Origin of the sequence: uncultured Sphingomonas sp. (assembly GCF_913778135.1) — a bacterium.
Taxonomy (GTDB): Bacteria; Pseudomonadota; Alphaproteobacteria; order Sphingomonadales; family Sphingomonadaceae; genus Sphingomonas.
Map to the genome: position 1 here is coordinate 14,606 of NZ_CAJYVU010000004.1, position 17,157 is coordinate 31,762.

At 67.6% G+C, this 17,157-nt stretch carries 14 protein-coding genes and 1 tRNA gene; 9 read left to right on the forward strand and 6 right to left on the reverse strand.

Annotated elements, in window-relative coordinates:
- Entirely contained in the window at nucleotides 1–498 is a 498-nt protein-coding gene (folK, locus tag QZ847_RS00305; protein WP_294352008.1) for a 2-amino-4-hydroxy-6-hydroxymethyldihydropteridine diphosphokinase, read from the forward strand.
- Nucleotides 489–564: transfer RNA gene (locus QZ847_RS00310), tRNA-Lys, on the forward strand. The genes folK and QZ847_RS00310 overlap by 10 nt, the downstream gene beginning before the upstream one ends.
- A gap of 9 nt (nucleotides 565–573) precedes the next feature.
- On the opposite strand, the gene QZ847_RS00315 is transcribed toward QZ847_RS00310, so the two are convergent.
- Together QZ847_RS00315 and QZ847_RS00320 are read right to left on the reverse strand one after the other, a co-directional pair.
- Nucleotides 574–1,518 carry a PHB depolymerase family esterase gene (locus QZ847_RS00315; protein ID WP_294352010.1) on the reverse strand — a complete coding sequence of 315 codons (945 nt, stop codon included), beginning with the start codon at nucleotides 1,516–1,518 and terminating at the stop codon, nucleotides 574–576.
- 72 nt (nucleotides 1,519–1,590) lie between these two features.
- The gene (locus QZ847_RS00320) at nucleotides 1,591–1,938 is read right to left on the reverse strand and encodes a hypothetical protein (RefSeq protein ID WP_294352013.1); all 348 of its coding nucleotides are present in this window, start codon (nucleotides 1,936–1,938) and stop codon (nucleotides 1,591–1,593) included.
- A gap of 207 nt (nucleotides 1,939–2,145) precedes the next feature.
- Between QZ847_RS00320 and QZ847_RS00325 the strand changes: the two genes are divergently transcribed.
- The 3 genes from QZ847_RS00325 to QZ847_RS00335 are packed head-to-tail and all read left to right on the forward strand — an operon-like array spanning nucleotide 2,146 to nucleotide 7,409.
- Entirely contained in the window at nucleotides 2,146–4,446 is a 2,301-nt protein-coding gene (locus tag QZ847_RS00325; protein ID WP_294352015.1) for a TonB-dependent receptor, read from the forward strand.
- 52 nt (nucleotides 4,447–4,498) lie between these two features.
- Nucleotides 4,499–6,178, forward strand: a complete 1,680-nt coding sequence (locus QZ847_RS00330) for an AMP-binding protein (RefSeq protein WP_366930159.1) — start codon at nucleotides 4,499–4,501, stop codon at nucleotides 6,176–6,178.
- Nucleotides 6,179–6,188: 10 nt separating this feature from the next.
- Nucleotides 6,189–7,409 (forward strand): SGNH/GDSL hydrolase family protein, encoded by a 1,221-nt coding sequence (locus tag QZ847_RS00335; protein WP_294352017.1) that lies wholly within the window; start codon nucleotides 6,189–6,191, stop codon nucleotides 7,407–7,409.
- Between the two features lie 34 nt (nucleotides 7,410–7,443).
- Here QZ847_RS00335 and QZ847_RS00340 read toward each other — a convergent pair whose 3' ends face one another.
- Nucleotides 7,444–9,084: a carboxylesterase family protein gene (locus QZ847_RS00340; RefSeq protein WP_294352019.1), complete on the reverse strand. Its 1,641-nt coding sequence runs from the start codon at nucleotides 9,082–9,084 to the stop codon at nucleotides 7,444–7,446.
- Nucleotides 9,081–10,436 (reverse strand): MFS transporter, encoded by a 1,356-nt coding sequence (locus QZ847_RS00345; protein WP_294352021.1) that lies wholly within the window; start codon nucleotides 10,434–10,436, stop codon nucleotides 9,081–9,083. The genes QZ847_RS00340 and QZ847_RS00345 overlap by 4 nt, the downstream gene beginning before the upstream one ends.
- Nucleotides 10,437–10,630: 194 nt before the next feature.
- On the opposite strand from QZ847_RS00345, the gene QZ847_RS00350 reads away from it, so the two are divergent.
- Nucleotides 10,631–11,257 carry a TetR/AcrR family transcriptional regulator gene (locus tag QZ847_RS00350; RefSeq protein ID WP_294352034.1) on the forward strand — a complete coding sequence of 209 codons (627 nt, stop codon included), beginning with the start codon at nucleotides 10,631–10,633 and terminating at the stop codon, nucleotides 11,255–11,257.
- A gap of 189 nt (nucleotides 11,258–11,446) precedes the next feature.
- On the forward strand, nucleotides 11,447–11,917 hold the full coding sequence (locus QZ847_RS00355; RefSeq protein ID WP_294352022.1) for a nucleoside deaminase: 471 nt from the start codon (nucleotides 11,447–11,449) through the stop codon (nucleotides 11,915–11,917).
- 14 nt (nucleotides 11,918–11,931) lie between these two features.
- On the opposite strand, the gene QZ847_RS00360 is transcribed toward QZ847_RS00355, so the two are convergent.
- Nucleotides 11,932–12,333 carry a helix-turn-helix domain-containing protein gene (locus tag QZ847_RS00360; protein WP_294191711.1) on the reverse strand — a complete coding sequence of 134 codons (402 nt, stop codon included), beginning with the start codon at nucleotides 12,331–12,333 and terminating at the stop codon, nucleotides 11,932–11,934.
- Between the two features lie 82 nt (nucleotides 12,334–12,415).
- Here QZ847_RS00360 and QZ847_RS00365 point away from each other — a divergent pair, with 82 nt between their 5' ends.
- A complete protein-coding gene (locus QZ847_RS00365; RefSeq protein ID WP_294352024.1) occupies nucleotides 12,416–13,150 on the forward strand; it encodes an SDR family oxidoreductase in 735 nt (244 codons plus the stop codon).
- A 103-nt stretch (nucleotides 13,151–13,253) separates the two neighbouring features.
- Here the strand turns inward: QZ847_RS00365 and QZ847_RS00370 are convergent, their stop codons facing one another.
- The gene (locus tag QZ847_RS00370) at nucleotides 13,254–14,885 is read right to left on the reverse strand and encodes a M28 family peptidase (protein ID WP_294352026.1); all 1,632 of its coding nucleotides are present in this window, start codon (nucleotides 14,883–14,885) and stop codon (nucleotides 13,254–13,256) included.
- A gap of 203 nt (nucleotides 14,886–15,088) precedes the next feature.
- Between QZ847_RS00370 and QZ847_RS00375 the strand changes: the two genes are divergently transcribed.
- On the forward strand, nucleotides 15,089–17,113 hold the full coding sequence (locus QZ847_RS00375) for a M13 family metallopeptidase (protein WP_294352028.1): 2,025 nt from the start codon (nucleotides 15,089–15,091) through the stop codon (nucleotides 17,111–17,113).
- Nucleotides 17,114–17,157: the final 44 nt, after the last annotated feature.

Sequence of the window (17,157 nt, forward strand, 5' to 3'; positions counted from 1 at the left end):
ATGCGTCGCTCAACCTATCTCATCGCCTTGGGATCGAACCGCGCCGGGCGGCACGGTGGTCCGAGGCAAGAGGTGGCGGCAGCGCTGCGGTTGCTGGGCGGGGTCGCGTCGCCGATTATCGCGAGCGCGCCGGTCGGGCCGTCGACGCGGACCTTCGCCAATGCCGCGGTGCTGATCGAGAGCGACGAGGCGCCGGCGGCGCTGCTCGCGCGGTTGAAGGCGATCGAGCGCGCGTTCGGGCGCGGGCGCGGGCGCCGCTGGGGCGCGCGCGTGATCGACCTCGACATCGTCCTGTGGTCGGGCGGACGCGCCCGGACGCGATCGCTCTGCGTGCCGCACCGCGCGTTTCGCGAGCGCGCGTTCGTGCTGACGCCGGCGCTCGCCCTCGTGCCCGAATGGCGCGACCCGGTGACGGGGCTGACGATCCGCCAGCTTCACGCGCGGTTGACCAGGCGGCGCCCCGCCCCTAGGTCGCGCGAACACTGTTGGGGTCCGTAGCTCAGTCGGTAGAGCAAGCGACTTTTAATCGAGAGGTCCCGGGTTCGAGCCCCGGCGGACCCACCAGTGGCTTCGTCAGGGTCTGAACACGTTGGACCAGATGTAGGCGGCGACGGTTACGAAGCTCGCCGATGGTACCCCGAACGACACGGCATTGTCGTCGCGCGTGTAGAGATCGTGGTTGCCGTTCGCCACCGACACGAGGCCGATCGTGACGCCGCCGCGGCAATCGACGTAGGTCTGGTCGCGCGACGCGCCGGCGAGCTGCGTTGCCTTTAGTTCGGCGTTGCAGCCCGCGGCGACCTTCCAAGCGGCGAGGCTGTCGATCGCGCTCTGCCATCCGAGTGGGACGCCCAGCGTTTCGCGCGGGAGAACGACGCCGGGAAGCGTGTTGCCGCCGCCGTAGGGGATGATCGTGTCGGCGGTGCCGTGGAAATCGAGCACGCTGACGGGGCGGCTCGGATGGCAGTCGTTGCGATTGAGCGGATGCGCGATCGAGGCGATCGCACGCACCACGTCGGCGGCCTCGCAGCCTAGTCGCTCGGCCATGCCGCCGCCGTTCGACCAGCCGGTGGCATAGACCTTTTCAGGGTCGATGTTGGCCTGCGCCTTTACCTGCGCGATCACCGCGCGCAGGAAGCCGACATCGTCGATGTTGGTGTCGTAGGCGACGGTGCAGCAACCGTTGCCGTTCCAGCTGTTCGCCACGCCTTGCGGCCATACGACGATGAAGCCGAGCTTCTCGGACTGTTGCTGCTGCCCAGACCGCGTCTGCTGATCCGCGCTGTCCTTGGCGTGCCCGTGGATGTCGAGCGTCAGCGCGACCGGGTGGTCTCCCGTATAGGTCGCAGGGACGTGCACGCGGAAAGTGCGGAGGTTCAGTCCCTGCTGCACCGAGAAGTCGTGATCTCCCGGCGTCAGGCAGTTGCTGTGACACGGGGCCGCGCCGGCGGGCGCGGCTAGCGCGACGCCCATCGTCGCGCAGATGATCGTGACGAGTCGCGTGATCCACATTCTCATGTCGCTCTCCTCTTCATGTTCGCCCTCTTCATGTCCGCCCTCTTGATGTCCGGGACGTCCGGCGCGGTCGGATCATTGCTGATTGCTGGTGACGAAGGCCGAGGCCGGCGGCAGCGGCGGTAGCGGCACGAGATCGCCGTCGCCGACCAGCTCGGGCGGGAGCGGCGGGCTTCGAAACGCCGGCTTGGCGAGCTGCGGATTGGGGCCGGGCGACGCCGCGGCGATCGGCGGAACGGGTGAAGGGCGGGTGACCGGATCGCCACCGAACCGGCGTGCGTCGACGGCGATCCGGGAAGATGGGCTCGCGCGGACCACGGTGACCTTGTCCGAAGCCCGGTCGTCACGCTGGCAGGCGGTCAGCGCCAGCGCAGAGGCGCTGAGCAGAACACGCGCGATCCCGACGTGGTGCCGATCCACCATCGCTCTCCCGTTCCCGTTCGACTCGCCGGCCGAATTCATGCGCTTTGTTGCATCACTATGCAGCGAGTGAAAGAGGTTTGTTGGTCGCTTCGACGTCCTGTGTAAATAAACACTCACCAGTTAGAGAATATCGTTGACACCCTGGCCGGTGCGGTGGCACGCCGATGTCAGAGGCGCCGAAGAGCGCTCCCGCAGAGAGGATGATCAATGCTGTTCCTGAGACTGTCCGTTTCGAGCCTGGCGTTGTGCTCGACCGCCGCCTTCGCGCAGGTCGGTCCCGCCGAGAGCCCATCCGCCGCGCAGGCCAAGCCCGCCGCGGCGCAATCCACGCAGAACCCGGTCGATGCGGCGCAGCTCTCGACCAATGCGTCGCCGGACGCGAATGATGACATCGTCGTCACCGCGGAGCGCCGATCGACCAGCCTTCAGCGTACCGGCGTCGCGGCAAGCGTGCTGACCGGCGAGGATCTGGTTCAGAAAAGCGTCAACACGGTCGAGCAGTTGCAGTTCGCGACCCCGTCGCTGACCGTCAACACGTCGGGCCAGTCGAACAGCTTCAACATCCGCGGCATCGGCAAGTCCGAGATCACCACCTCGGTCGGTGTCGGCGTCATCACCTATCGCGACGGCGTCGCGACCTTCCCGGGTTATTTCCAGACCGAGCCTTATTACGACATCTCCTCGGTCGAGGTGCTGCGCGGGCCACAGGGCACGTTCGCGGGCGGCAATGCGACCGGCGGTGCGGTGTTCATCACCGAAACGAACCCAAGCTTCGACAAGATTGGCGGGTTCGCGACCGCGCAATACGGCAATTACAACGACGTGAAGCTGCAGGGCGCGGTCAACGTGCCGCTGAGCGATACGCTGGCGATCCGCCTGGCGACCAATCACGAGTGGCGCGACACCTTCTCCAAGGTCAGCGGTCCCTACACCGGCAATCCCGGCGACCTGCGCGCGCACAGCGGCCGCGCCAGCCTGTTGTGGCAGCCCGACAGCCACCTGCGCGTGCTCGTGAAGGGCGATTACAACAACATCGAATATGGCGGCTTCCCGGCGTCGCCGTCCTATTCGAACGTCGGCACCGCCGCCGCGCCGCGCTACGTTCCCAATCAAAGCGATCCGCTGGTCGTGTCGCTGAACGCGCCGCTCGCTGGTCGCGACGAGTTCGCGCGCGTGTCGGGGAACATCAGCTATACCTTCGACAGCGGGCTGACGATCCGGTCGATCACCGGCTGGCAGCAGGGCACCACGTCGGAGAAGATCGACGCGGACGGCACGTCGCGCGGCAACCCGGGCGTCAGCGTCGGCAACGACACGTTCGAGGACCATGCCAACGAATATATCTGGTCGCAGGAGGTCAACATCATCTCGCCCGACCGCGGGCGCTTCAACTGGCTGGCCGGCGGTTACTGGCAGTATGACAGCTACACCTTTCCCGACGGCAACGGCTACGTTCTGCTGACGCCGAACAGCCTGGTCACCTCGCTGCGGATCGTCGGCACCAACCCGCGCACCGCGCTCGCGGGCTTCGCACAGGTCGGATACAAGCTGACCGACAATCTGGAGGTGACGCTGGGCGGGCGTTACTCGCGGACGACGACGCGTAACAACATTCTGGTGCCGCTGACGATCCCGGCGCTCAACCTCAACACCACGCTGGTCCAGAACGATTTCACCGCCAACAAGCGTTTCAACGGCAAGGCGGCGATCAACTGGACGATCGATGCGAACAACTTCTTCTACGCCTTCGTCGCGACCGGATCAAAGGCGGGTGGGCTGAACGGCAGCAACCTGTTCGGTGTCGCACCGCGTGCGTTCGATCCCGAAGACGTCACCGACTATGAGATCGGCGTGAAGAGCACGCTGCTGGGCGGACGACTGCGCACCCAGATCGGCGGTTATTACAATCGCTACAAGAACTTTCAGGTGACGATCGTCGATCCCACCATCCCGAGCTTCAACTCGATCTTCAACGTGCCCGAGGTAACCAAGCTCTACGGCGTCGAAGCGTCAGCGCAGGGCAAGTTCGGTAATTTCCAGCTGGACGCGAACACGTCGGTGTCGAATTCCGAGCTCGGCACCTTTTACGCCTTCGATCCGCGGACGCCGCACACGGGTGCGTGCAACGCGGTCACCGGACCGGCCACTACCACGGGCTGCATCGATCTGGGCGGGCGTCGCCAGCCCTACGCGCCGCGTTTCACGCTGAGCGTCGGGGCGCAATATGCCTTTGATCTCGGATCGGATGCCACGCTGACCCCGCGTGTCGATTTCGCGCACATCGCGCAGGTGTGGGGAACGCTGTTCCAGCGCAACGACCTCGGCGACAATCTGGGCGAGCGCAACATCCTCAACGCGCAGCTGACGTTCGTGAAGGGGCAGGTGTCGGTCAGCGGTTACGGCACCAACCTGACCGACCAGCATTATGTCGGGTCGCTGACCTCGCTTCGTCTGCGCCTGCCGGGTGCGCCGCGCCAGTACGGCATCCGCGTCAGCACCAAGTTCTGACGGCAGGGTCCGCCGTGCCGGATGATCACGCGGATACATTGAGGGACCGGTCATGACTGCCATAGCACGCGGGGACGCGTTCACGTCCCGCGCACTCCCGGAAGCGCTGCCGGAGGCGGGGGCGAAGCCGGGATCGATGCAGCCTTACACGCTGACGCTCGATCGCTTCATCGACCACGCGGCCAAGTGGCACGGTGCGGCGGAAGTCGTGACCGGTGGCGAGGGGGATTTCGCACGCATCGGTTATGCCGCGCTGCGCGAGCGGGCGAACCGCCTGTCGGGTGCGTTCGCGGCGCTGGGGCTGCGCGCCGGCGACCATCTGGCGACGCTGGCGTGGAACAGCCAGGCGCATATGGAATGCTGGTTCGGCGCGATGGGCAGCGGCATCGTCTGCCACACGCTCAATCCGCGTCTCGCCGCCGCGCATCTGGCCGGCATGATCCATCTGGCGCGCAATCGCGTGCTCGCGGTCAGTCCGGGTCTGGGCGCGCTGGTGGATGAGCTGGTCGCGCGCTGCCCGACCATCGAACATGTCATCGTCCTGGACGAGCCCGGCGTCGACGCGCCGATGCCAGGCGCGGGTGGCGTGCGAATCTGGCGTCTCGATAAACTGATCGCGCAGCACGGTGCGCCGTCGCGGTGGGGCGGGTTCGACGAGAATGCGCCCGCCGGCCTGTGCTTCACCTCGGGCACGACCGGCGCACCCAAGGGTGTGACCTACACGCACCGTTCGAACTACCTGCACACGGTTCATTCGCTCGCGACCGACGTGATCGGCATCTCGGCGCGCGACGTGGTGCTCGTCGGCGTGCCGATGTTCCACGCCAACGGCTGGGGATTCGCGTTCGCGGGGCCCGCGACCGGCGCGACGCTGGTGATGCCCGGCCGCAACCAGGACGGCGCCAGCCTCGCGCGGCTGATCGTGGAGGAAGGCGTGACCGTCGCCGCGGGGGTGGCGACGTTATGGCTCGGCCTCGTCGATCATCTGGAGCGCACGGGGGGGGACGTGCCCTCGCTCAAGCGCGTGCTGCTCGGCGGTGCGCCGGTGCCGCAGGCGCTGATGGACCGGCTCGAGCAGCGCTTGGGCGTCGTCGTACAGACCAGCTGGGGCATGACCGAGCTGTCGCCGGTCGGGACGATCACGCCCGCCAACGCCGCCGACCGCCGCGCCGACCGATCGGGCCAGCCGCCGCTCGGCGTCGATTTGCGCCTGGTCGACGAAGAGGGCGTGGCGCTGCCCGAACAGCGCGACGTCGAGGGGCGATTGCAGGTCCGCGGCGCGAGCGCGGTGGAGCGCTATTTCGGTCACGACACCGCGTCGACCGACGCCGAAGGATGGTTCGACACCGGCGACCTCGCGCGGATCGATCCCGACGGAACGCTGTCGATCACCGGCCGCGCCAAGGACCTGATCAAGTCGGGTGGCGAGTGGATCAACCCCGGCGAGATCGAGGCGATCGTCGGCGCGCTGCCCGAGGTCGCGCTGGTGGCCGTGGTCGGCCGCGCGCATGAAAAATGGGGCGAGCGGCCGGTGCTGATCATCGAGCAGCGCCAGGGCAGTGCGCTGAGCGACGAGCAACTGCTGGGCGCGCTGCGCGGTCGCGTCGCCGGCTGGTGGCTGCCCGACGAGATCGTGCGCGTCGACGCCATGCCGCTCGCGCAGACGGGCAAGATCGACAAGATGCGGTTGCGCCGCGAAGTCGCGTGCGGGGCAGCGGCGCGTCAGGGGTGAGGGTAACTAGATGAAAGCCGGCAGAAGATCGCTGTTGTGGGTCGCTGCACTCTCGATCGCCGCGGCGTCCGCCAGCGCCGAGCCGGTGCGATGGGGGGCGAGCTGGGCCGCGCCGCCGGCGCCGCCGTCGCTGGCCGTGCCGAACCTGCCGACGTCGTTCGTCACGCCATCGTTCACGAACCAGACGATCTTGCAGGTCGTGCGGCTGAGCCGTGGTGGCCGGGCGCTACGCCTGCGCCTCACCAACGAATATGGCACGGAGCCGCTGCGGATCGGTGCGGCGCAGATCGCGCTGGTCGATGAGACGGGGAGTGTGATCGAGCAAACGCGGCGGCGCGTGACGTTCGCCGGCGCGCGTGAGGTGCTGGTGCCGGCGGGCGCGCCGTGGGTGAGCGATCCCGTCGCCTTGCCCGTGCCCGATCGCGCGCGCGTGCAGATCGCGCTCTACCTGCCCGACGACACCGGTCCGTGCACCTGCCACGCGACGGCAAGCGCGACCGGCCTGGCATCGCCGCCGGGCGACTATACCGACAGGCCGTTCGCGCCGGTCGGGACCTTCTCGGCGCGCGCGTTCGTGTCGGAGGTCGATGTTGCAACGAGCGCTGCGCCGCACGTCGTGGTCGCGTTCGGGGACTCGATCACCGACGGTTATCAGTCGAGTGCCGACGCCGATCGTCGCTGGCCCGATCAGCTGGTCAGGCGGCTTGCCACGCGGGGTCGCGCGGCGACCGCGGTGGCGAACGCGGGTCTGAGCGGCAACAGGATCCTGCTCGACGGCGTGCCCGCATTGTTCGGCCAGAGCGCGGTCGCACGGTTCGACCGCGACGTGCTAGCGGTACCGGGCGTCAGCACGGTCATCGTCCTGCTCGGCATCAACGACATCGGCCAGAAAAGGTCGACGCCCGTGACCGCCGCGGAAATCATTGCCGGTTACCGGCAGCTGATCGACCGCGCCCACGCCAGGGGACTGCGGATCGTCGGCGGCACGATGCTGCCCTACGAGGGTGCGCCCTATTATCGTGTCCAGGGGGACAAGGTCCGGGTGGCAGTCAACGACTGGATCCGCACCGCGCGCGCGTTCGACGCGGTGATCGATTTCGACCGGGCGATGCGCGACCCGACACGTCCGGTGCGGCTGCGGCCGGAGCTGCAATCGGGTGACTGGCTCCACCCGAACGATGCGGGGTACAAGGTGATGGCCGACGCGGTGGACGCCTCCGTTCTGCGGTAAGCGTGCCCGCGCCGCCGCCCACGCGGCGCCGACGTCAGTCGCAGCCGTTGGTTCTTGCCGGCAGCGTCGGCGCGGAAAGGCCGACGTTCCAGTTCCACGCCTGCGTGCCGTCCGCGTGGCGGCGGCACATTACCGTCTCGTTCAGTTCGAACATGCCCGGCATCAGCGCGGTTCGAACGCGGGGTGTGTCGGTGATGTGGAGATAGGCGCGATCCTTGCCGAAGGCGGGCCAAGCGGGTGCATTCCGGCTGGTCGGCGCGCCATTCCGCGCGAAGCTCGCCCAGTAATCGACCATCGCCGCCGACAGCGCGTGCTCGGCGAGCGTGTCGGGGATGGCGGGCCAGTTCGGCCCGGCGGCCTTCACCGTCCCGAACACGTAGGGCAGTTCGCTGGCGTGAAAGGCGTGCAGGTCGGCCGCGTCCATCGCGGGATAGCCGTGGTCGAACAGGTAGAGATAGGCGCGCTGGCCGAGCGCCTGCTGCTTGCGCGCGAGGCGCTCCGCGGTCCAGCCGTAGAGTGCGTCGCGCGGTGCTTCGAGGATGCTCTCCTGATAGTCCGCCGCTGGGTAGAGTTGCAGGAACGCGTCGGCGAGATCGCCGTAGCGCGCGCGGATCGCCTGTTCGTACGCCGCCGCCGACGCCGGTGCCTTCGCCGCCAGCACGCGCAGCGAGCGGATTTCGCCCTGGTTGAAACCGGTCAGGATCGGCACCGCGGCCTGCCTGCCCTGATCGAACGTCGTCGTCATCTGTGCTGGCATCACGTCGCCGTCGACCGTTGCGATCGGAAAGAAGCCGAGCGCGGCGGCACGATCGGTCAGTTCCTGCGCGCCCATCGCGCGCAGGCCGGCGAGGTCTGGCGCCTGCACGCCTGCCTGCAGCATCTGCCCCATCGCCTCGCCCGAGGGCATGCCGTAGGCCGCGCGGCGCAGTTCGGGCAGCGAGATCATGTACGCGCTCTCCGCCACCGCCTTGTTGAACAACCCGCGCGCGGGTGGCGCCTCCATCAGGAACATGACGCTGAGCGCACCGGCCGATTCGCCCGCGATCGTGACGTTGCGCGTATCGCCGCCGAACGCCGCGATGTTGCGCTTGACCCATTGAAGCGCGGCGACCTGATCGAGCAGGCCGTAATTGCCCGACACGTGCTGCCCGCTCTCCTGGCTGAGCGCGGGATGCGCCATCCAGCCGAGCGCACCGAGCCGGTAGTTGATCGAGACGACGACCAGCCCGCGCTTCGCGAGTTCGCGGCCGTCATAGGTGACCTCGCGGCTCGACCCCGCGACCAGCGAGCCACCGTGTATCCACACGAACACCGGTGCCTTGTCGGCATTCTTCGGAGTCCAGACGTTGAGCGACAGGCAGTCCTCGCTCGTCGGCAGCGGCGCGGGCGGCGTGTAGACGTTGGGTGCCTTGGGCGTCGGCTGGATACAGGCCGGGCCGAAGCCGGTCGCCGCGCGGACACTCGTCCAGACGGGTGCGGGGACGGGCGGTCTCCAGCGCAGGTTACCGATCGGCGCCTGCGCGTAGGGGATGCCTCTGAACACGCGGATGTCGCCGTCGAGCGTACCCGCGACGGGCCCGGCGGGCGCACGCACCACCGGCGCGGGCTGCTGTGCGGTTGCCGTTATGGGAGCGAGCAGCGCGCAGGCGGCGAGCAGCAGGTGGTGGCGGATCATGCGGCAATGCTCCGGACGGTGCCGCGCAGCCGGCGCGCGAGCGCGAGGAAGAGGACGACGGCGAGAATGTAGAAGGGCGCTAGCGAATAGAGCGCCAACTGCAGCGCGTGTGCGTGACCTCCGGCGGCGAGCCGATCGCTCGCCCAGCCGACATAGGTCGGGCCGAGACCGAGCCCGATAAAGTTCATGACCAGGAGCAGCAGCGCGCCCGACATGACGCGCTCGTCGGGGCGCACCTCTTCCTGCACCAGCGCGACCGAGCAGGAGAGATAGAAATAATTGAACAGCATCACGATCGTCAGCAGCGCGAGTGCGAGCGGCCAGCCCGGCGCCCAGACGAAGGCGACGTAGAAGGGCAGCGCGACCGCGAGCGAGATCGCGGGCGCAAGCGCGTAGACGGTGCGCGAGCGCGCAACGAAGCGGTCGATCACGCGTCCCGACACCAGCATCCCGCCACCCATGCCGATCACCACGACGAGCGCGTACCAGATTGCGACATCAGTCAGCAGCATGCCCTTCTCGCGCATCAGGAACAGCACCGCGAAATTGCCGAGGCCGTAGGTGACGAACTGCGTCGCCCCGCTGCCGAGTGCGGCGAGCATCAGCGTGCGGTGCGTGAAGAACATCCGCATCGTGCCGATGAACGGCGCCTTCCCGACGCTGGCCGCCGCATTGCCGTGGTCCATGCCGCCGCGCACCGGATCGCGCAGCACTAGCTTGACCGCGATCGCGGTGACGATGCCGACCACGCCGATCGAGACGAAGGCGTCGCGCCAGTCGAACAAGGTCGCGATCGTCGCACCGAACGCGATGCCGATCGCGGCGCCGATCGCGGGACCGAGGTTGAAGATCGCGAGCGCGGTGCCGCGCTTATGCGGCGGGAAGCTGTCGGTGATCAGCGCGTAGGACGGCGGCACGCCGCCCGCCTCGCCGAAGCCGACCAGCATGCGCGCGCCGACCAATTGCGCGTAATTGCCCGCCATTCCGCAGCCGATCGTCGCGACGCTCCAGATCCCGCAGGCGAGCGAGACGATCGAGACGCGGTTGGTGCGATCGGCGAGCCAGCCGACTGGGATCGCAATGAAGCAGTAGAACATCGCGAAATAGAGCCCTCCGATCAGCCCGAGCTGCCCGTCGCTGACGTGCAGCGTGTCCTGGATCGGTTTGGCGAGGATGCCGAGCAGTTGCCGGTCGAGGAAGTTGATGACGTAGACGAAGGTCAAGAGCGCCAGCATCACGCGCGGGTGGCGCGGCAATGCCGCGGTCTCGCGTGCAGCGATCGGGGCGTCGGGACGCACGCCGGCGACATCACCGCCCGGCAATGCGGCATTGATCGAGCTGCTCACGCGCATGCTCTCCTCTCCTGTTCCTGGACGCAGCATGCGCGTGATCGGGGACACGTGTCAACAAACGCTATCGTGTGTGTGAATGTTGCTGTGCGCAGCTGATCGCTTGACGCTCGCGCAAGGTGGTTGGCACAACCGGGCGCGTGACCATCGCACCCACACCCAAGCGCCGTTCCAAGAAGGCGGAACAGCGCGCCGAGATGACCGAGCAGATCCTGGACGTGGCGGAGGAGCTGTTCTCGCGCCACGGCCTGCACGGCGTGACACTGAAGGACGTGGCCAAGCGCGTCGGCGTTCACCACACGCTGCTCAATTATTATTTCACCGACAAGAAGGCGCTGTTCGACGCGGTGTTCGCGCGGCGCGCAGTGGTGACGAGCCAGACGCGGATGCGTGCGCTCGACGATTACGAGGCGGCGTGCGGGGGCGCGCCGACGATCGAAGGCGCGCTGCACGCCTTCCTCGACACCGACCTCGACCTCTATATCGAGGGGGGCGAGGGGTGGAAGAACTACGCCGCACTCGGTGCGCAGGTCGCCAACACGCCCGAATGGGGCGCGGAGTTGATGGACGAATATTTCGATCCGGTCGTGTTGCGGCTGATCGGGTTGCTCGAACGCGCGCTGCCAGACTGCCCGCGCGAGGACATCCTATGGGGCTATCATTTCGTCACCGGCTCGCTGATGCTGACGCTCGCGCGTACCGGCCGCATCGACAAGCTGTCGGGCGGCCTGTGCCGCTCCGACGATTTCCTCGCGGTTAAGCAGCGCATGGCGACCTTCATGGCCGCGGGCTTTCGCGCGGTCTGTGCAGCAAAGGTGGCGTGACGCTGCACTTGGATGGTTGCGTGGCGTTCGTGACGGAAGCAGGTGGCGGGCTCGGGCTAGATACCGCTCGCCGGAGGCCCGCGCGGTTAGAGCTTCGCTAAGATGTCGCCGTCTTCGTCGCGCTTGCCGACGCCGGGGAGGCGTTGCCGTACAGCTGGCCCGATCAAGACCAGGAAAAGAGGGACGATCATGAACGAACGCGACCATCAGCACCTGCGCCGCTGCGTCGATCTCGCAACGCAGGCGGTCGACGCGGGTGATCAGCCGTTCGGCTCCCTCCTTGTCTCAGGCGCGGGCGAGGTGTTGTTCGAGGATCGCAACCGGGTCGGCGGCGGCGATCCGACGCTTCATCCCGAATTCGCGATCGTCCGCTGGGCGGTCGAGCATCTGTCGCCCGACGAGCGGCGAGCGGCCACGGTCTACACCTCGGGCGAGCATTGCGCGATGTGCGCGGCGGCGCACGGCCTCGCGGGGCTGGGGCGGATCGTCTACGCGACCTCCACGGTCCAGCTCGGCGAGTGGCTGCGGGAACTCGGCCGTCCAACGCTCGGTATCGCGCCACTCAGGATCACCGACGTCGTCCCGGACGCCGAGGTCGAGGGGCCGGTGGAAGCGTTTGCGAGCGAGGTGCATGCGCTCCACGCCCGCGCCAAGTCCTGAGCGGCCTCTGACCGTCAGGCGCGCGCGCGTCCCCAGCCGTCGCGCTCGGCGAAGAGCTTCTGCATGTCGGCCATGTTCTCCGTGCCCCACTGGCATAACGGCTCCAGTGCCTGCGCGAGGCTCTGTCCGGTTGGCGTGAGCGTGTAATCGACCCGGGGCGGCACTTCCTTATAGTCGTTGCGGCTGAGGACGCCGTCCGCCTCCAGTTCCTTCAACTGCTGGATCAGCACCTTGTCGCTGACGTCGCGAATGGCGCGCTTCAGCTCGCCGTAGCGGGTCGGGCCGCGCAGCAGGAAGTAGAGGATCAGCGGCTTCCACTTGCCCGAGATGATCTTCAGCGTGGCGTCGAGCCCGCAGGTGAAGGCGGGAGCGGCGAGAGTGGCACTTGGCGCATCGGCGTGGCGGGTTTCAGACATTTCCCATACTTACCAAAAGGTGCATACTTGTCGCAAGGTGTGCGGATGGTCAGCTGCGTGCAACCAATCACTGGAGGCATGTATGACCAGGCTTGAAGGAAAGATCGCGATCATCACCGGGGGCGGCACCGGTATCGGGTTGGCGTCGGCGCGGCGCTTCGTCGCGGAAGGGGCGTTCGTCTACCTGTTCGGGCGCAGGGCCGACAAGCTCGAAGCAGCGGCGGAAACGCTCGGAGGGCAGGCGCGAGCGGTCGCGGGATCGGTCACCGACGCGGCTGATCTGGACCGGTTGTTCGACACCGTACGGCAGGAGCATGGCAGGCTCGACATCCTGTTCGCCAATGCCGGCACCGGTGCGCTGCTGCCCTTGCCCGAAATCACGGCGGAGCACGTCGATGCGACCTTCGACGTCAACGTGAAGGGCACCATTTTCACGGTACAGAAGGCCTTGCCACTGATGGCGCGGGGTGGGTCGGTCATTCTCACCGGGTCGACGACCGGCGTCATGGGTACGCCGGCGTTCAGCGTCTACAGCGCATCCAAGGCGGCGGTCCGCAATTTCGCGCGCAGCTGGGCGCAGGACCTGCGGGGGACGGGTATCCGCGTCAATGTCCTCTCACCCGGACCGACGCTGACCGAGCTCGCCGCCGAGGTCGTCGGGCGCGACGCGATGATCGAGATGGGCGCGACGACGCCGATCGGCCATGTCGGCGATCCGTCCGAAGTAGCGGCCGCCGCCGCCTTTCTCGCCTCGTCGGACAGCAGCTTCATGACCGGCAGCGAGCTGTTCACCGACGGTGGTATGGCGCAGATCTGATGTGGCACCAACGCCTCTTCACATGATCTGGACGAAGGTGTTGCAAGATGCGCGGCGGGCGAGACCTGGTCTTCTCCGGCTCCACCCGCCGCGCGCACGCCCCTTACCGGCGTTCCGTGTCGCTCTTCGCGCGCTCCGCCAGGAACGGCTCTGAGGCATTCCACGTCGGCCAGGTCGCTCCACCGGCGATCTCACGTCCGAGTGCGTAGGCGACGCTGCCTTCCTGTGCCGCACCGGTCATGTCCCAGCTCGGTTTGAACTCGTCGCAGGTCTGGTGATAGCAATCGGCGTTGTAGCGCGCCCGCTCCCGTTCGCCCGCTGCCTTGCCGCCGTTCACCAGATCGCGAGCGGCACGGAAATAGACGCCGGGCACGCCCTTTTGCGCCAGCGCGTAATGGTCGGAGCGGTAATACCAGCCCGCTTCGGTATTCTCCTCGGGCACGATGCGCAGGCCTTGTGTCGCTGCCACGCGGGTCAGGTCGGCCTCCAGCGGGGTGCGACCGACGCCGATCAGTTCGAGGTCGCGCGTGCGCCCGAGCACGACGTGCGGGTCGAGATTGAACTGCGCCGCAGTGGTCGCGAGCGGCAGCGCCGGATGATCGGCGTACCAGCTCGCGCCGAGCAACCCCTTCTCCTCCGCCGTCCAGAGCGCGAATACGACCGAGCGACGCAGGCGTGGGGCCTTCGAGAATGCGCGCGCGATCTCGAGCAGCGTCGCGGTACCGGTGCCATTGTCGACCGCGCCGTTGCGGATGCGATCGGCGGGCGGATCAAATGCATTTTCGCCGTACGCGTCCCAGTGCGCACCGTAGAGGATGCTGCCCGCCTGCGGATCGGTCCCGGGCAGCACGCCGACGACATTGTGGCTCACCGCGCGATCAAGGCTGGTGCGCACATTGGCCGAGAAGGTGACGCCCTTCAGCTCGACGCCGCGGAACGTCGCCGCCTGCGCGGCACGTTTCGCGGCTGCATAGTCGAGCCCGCCCTGGCGCAGCATGGCGACGCCGACGTCGCCCCGCAGCGTGCCGCGAATGCCGAACGCCGGCGGGACGGTGCCGGTGTCGAGTGCATAGCCTGGGACCGCGTCGCTGTTGGCGAGCTGAAGCCAGGGATAGCTCGACGGAAACGTATCGTGGATCTGGAAGAAGGCGGCGGCACCGCGCTTCTGCGCCTCGGCCAATTTGGTACGCGCGGCGGGGCTCGATGCGCGTCCCCCAAAGCCCAGGTCCTTGCCGGCCTCGACATCAGGGTCGCCCGCGAGCGCCACCACCACCTTGCCGCGTACATCGAGCCCGCGATACGGATCGTAGCCGAGCCGCGGCTCCACCACGCCGTAGCCGACGAAGACGACGGGTGCCCGCTCAAGCGTGGTCATGCCGACGATCCGCGACGACGCCGCGATCTCGACGCCGGGGTTGAGCGTGCGGGCCTCGCCGTTCAGCGAGACCTGGAAGCGTGCCGCGTCGCGGGTCCAGCGCAGGAGCGGCACCGTTTGCCGGTAACCTTTGTCGCCCGCGGGCTTCAAACCGAGTGCCGCGAAGCGCTGCTCGAGGAAGGCGAGGGTGATCGGTTCGCCTGCTTGCGTCGGTCCTCGCCCGTGGAAGCTGTCGGCACTCAGTGTCTTCACGTCGGCCTTGATCCGGGCGGGCGACAGGATCGGCACCGCCGGATCAGTCGCGGCGGCACTGGCCGCGGTCGAGGTGGCGAGAAGCAGAAGCGGGAGCCAGCGTGTCATGGTCGCAGCGTGACGTGCCGCGGACGTCGTTGCAAGCCGACATGTACGCTTCGGCCGCGCTGACGCTCACCGAAGGCGTCAACGCCCCGTCATGGCCGCGGACGAGCAATCAGGCATTCTGCGCATGCGACCCTCAGCTTCGATGTGGTGAGCCGACGCGCAACGGCGTAAGGCGGGCGCAACACACCTTGCCGGATACCGCCATGCGCTACGCTTCCCTGCTCGTCCTCACGTTCGCGAGCGTGCCCGCACTGCTCGCGGCACAGACCAGCACGCCGCGCTACCAACCCTGGGGGTTGGAGCTTCAGAACATGGACAAGAGCGTGAAGCCCGGCGACGATTTCTACGCCTATGCCGAAGGTACGTGGCTGCGCGACCACGCCATTCCTGCCGACAAGATCGGGGCTGGCTACAATTACGACCTGCCCGACGAGATCGAGGGACAGGTGCGCCGGATCGTCGAGAACGCGGCTGCGCACCCGGGCGACGCGACCGCGCGCAAGGTCGGCGACTTCTACGCCGCCTGGATGGATGCGCCCGGCATCGAGCAGCGCGGGCTGGCGCCGGTCAAGCCGTGGCTGGCGCGGATCGACGCGGTGACGACGCGCCCGCAACTCGTGCAGCTGATGATGCGTCCCGGCTATGCCTCGCCGGTCAACATCGGCATCTCGACCGATGCCGACGATCCGACGCGCTACATGGTGGATGCGGGACAGGCACGGCTCGGGCTGCCGACGCGCGATTATTACCTGCTGAGCGGCGACAAGTATGACGCGATCCGCCGCGCCTATCGCGGCTATCTGGTCCGCATCCAGACGCTCGCCGGCATCACCGGTGCGGAAGCCAAGGCAGACCGGATCATCGCGCTGGAAACGCGGCTGAGCCAGGATCAGTGGACGCCCGAACAGCGCCGCGATCCGGTCAAGACGCACAATCCGATGACGCGCGCGGCGCTCGCCACACTCGCGCCCGAACTCGATTGGACTCCGACGCTCGCCAGCATGGGATTGGGTGCGGCCGAGCGCGTCAACGTGTCGGAGCCGAGCGCGGTCGCCGCGGCGTCTAAGCGGATCGGCGACGTGCCGCTGTCGACGTGGAAGGAGTGGATGACGGCGCGCTTCCTCTCGAACGCCGCTCCGTTTCTGCCGGCTGCGTTCGATCAGGCGAACTTCGACTTCTACTCGAAGACGTTGCGCGGCGTGCCCGAGCAGCGCGCGCGCTGGAAGCGCGGCATGGGATTGATCGACGACGCGCTGGGCGAGGCGGTCGGCGCGATCTACGTACGGCAATATTGGTCGCCCACGACGCAGGCGAAGGCCGATGAACTCGTCGGCGACATGCAAGCCGCGTACAAGGACAAGATCGAAGCGGCGACGTGGATGGACGATGCGACGCGCCGCGCCGCACTCGCCAAGCTGGCGACCTTCGATCCCCGCGTCGGCCATCCGAAGAAGTGGATCGACTATTCGGGACTGCGGATCAGCCGCTCCGATCCGCTCGCCAACAGCCTGGCCGTTGCCGACTTTCAGTGGCGCCAGCAGCTCGCGCGCTTCCCCAAACCGGTCGACCGCGGATTGTGGTACATGACGCCGCAGACGGTGAACGCTTATTATGACCCGACGATGAACCAGATCACGCTGCCGGCCGCGATCCTGCAGCCGCCGTTCTTCGATCCGAACGCCGATCCCGCGGTCAATTACGCCGAAACGGGCGCGACCACGATCGGGCACGAAATGGGCCACGGCTTCGACGATCAGGGGCGCCAGTTCGACGCGCAAGGCCGGCTGCGTGACTGGTGGAGCAAGGACACCGCGGCCAAGTACACGGTCCAGGCCGACCGCCTTGCCACGCAGTTCGACGGCTACGAGCCGGTCCCCGGCGTCAAGATCAAGGGGCGACTGACGCTGGGCGAAAACCTGGCCGACCTGGGCGGGTTGGAGACCGCTTACGCCGCTTACCGCCGCTACGTCGCGCGTCACGGCGAGCCGGCGGTGCTCAACGGGCTGACGGGGGATCAGCGCTTCTTCCTCGCCTATGCGCAGGCATGGCAGGGCAAGCGGCGCGAGGAAGCGTCGCGTCAGGCGCTGCTCAGCGACCCGCACTCGCCCGACAAGTACCGTGTCAACGGCATCGTTCGTAACTTCGCCCCCTGGTACACGGCGTTCAACGTCAAGCCCGGTGACGCATTGTATCTGGCACCGGCCGAGCGCGTCAGCGTGTGGCAATAGGATCGCGTAGCGTCGAGGTCGCTTCCATTTGACGGTGACGAGTT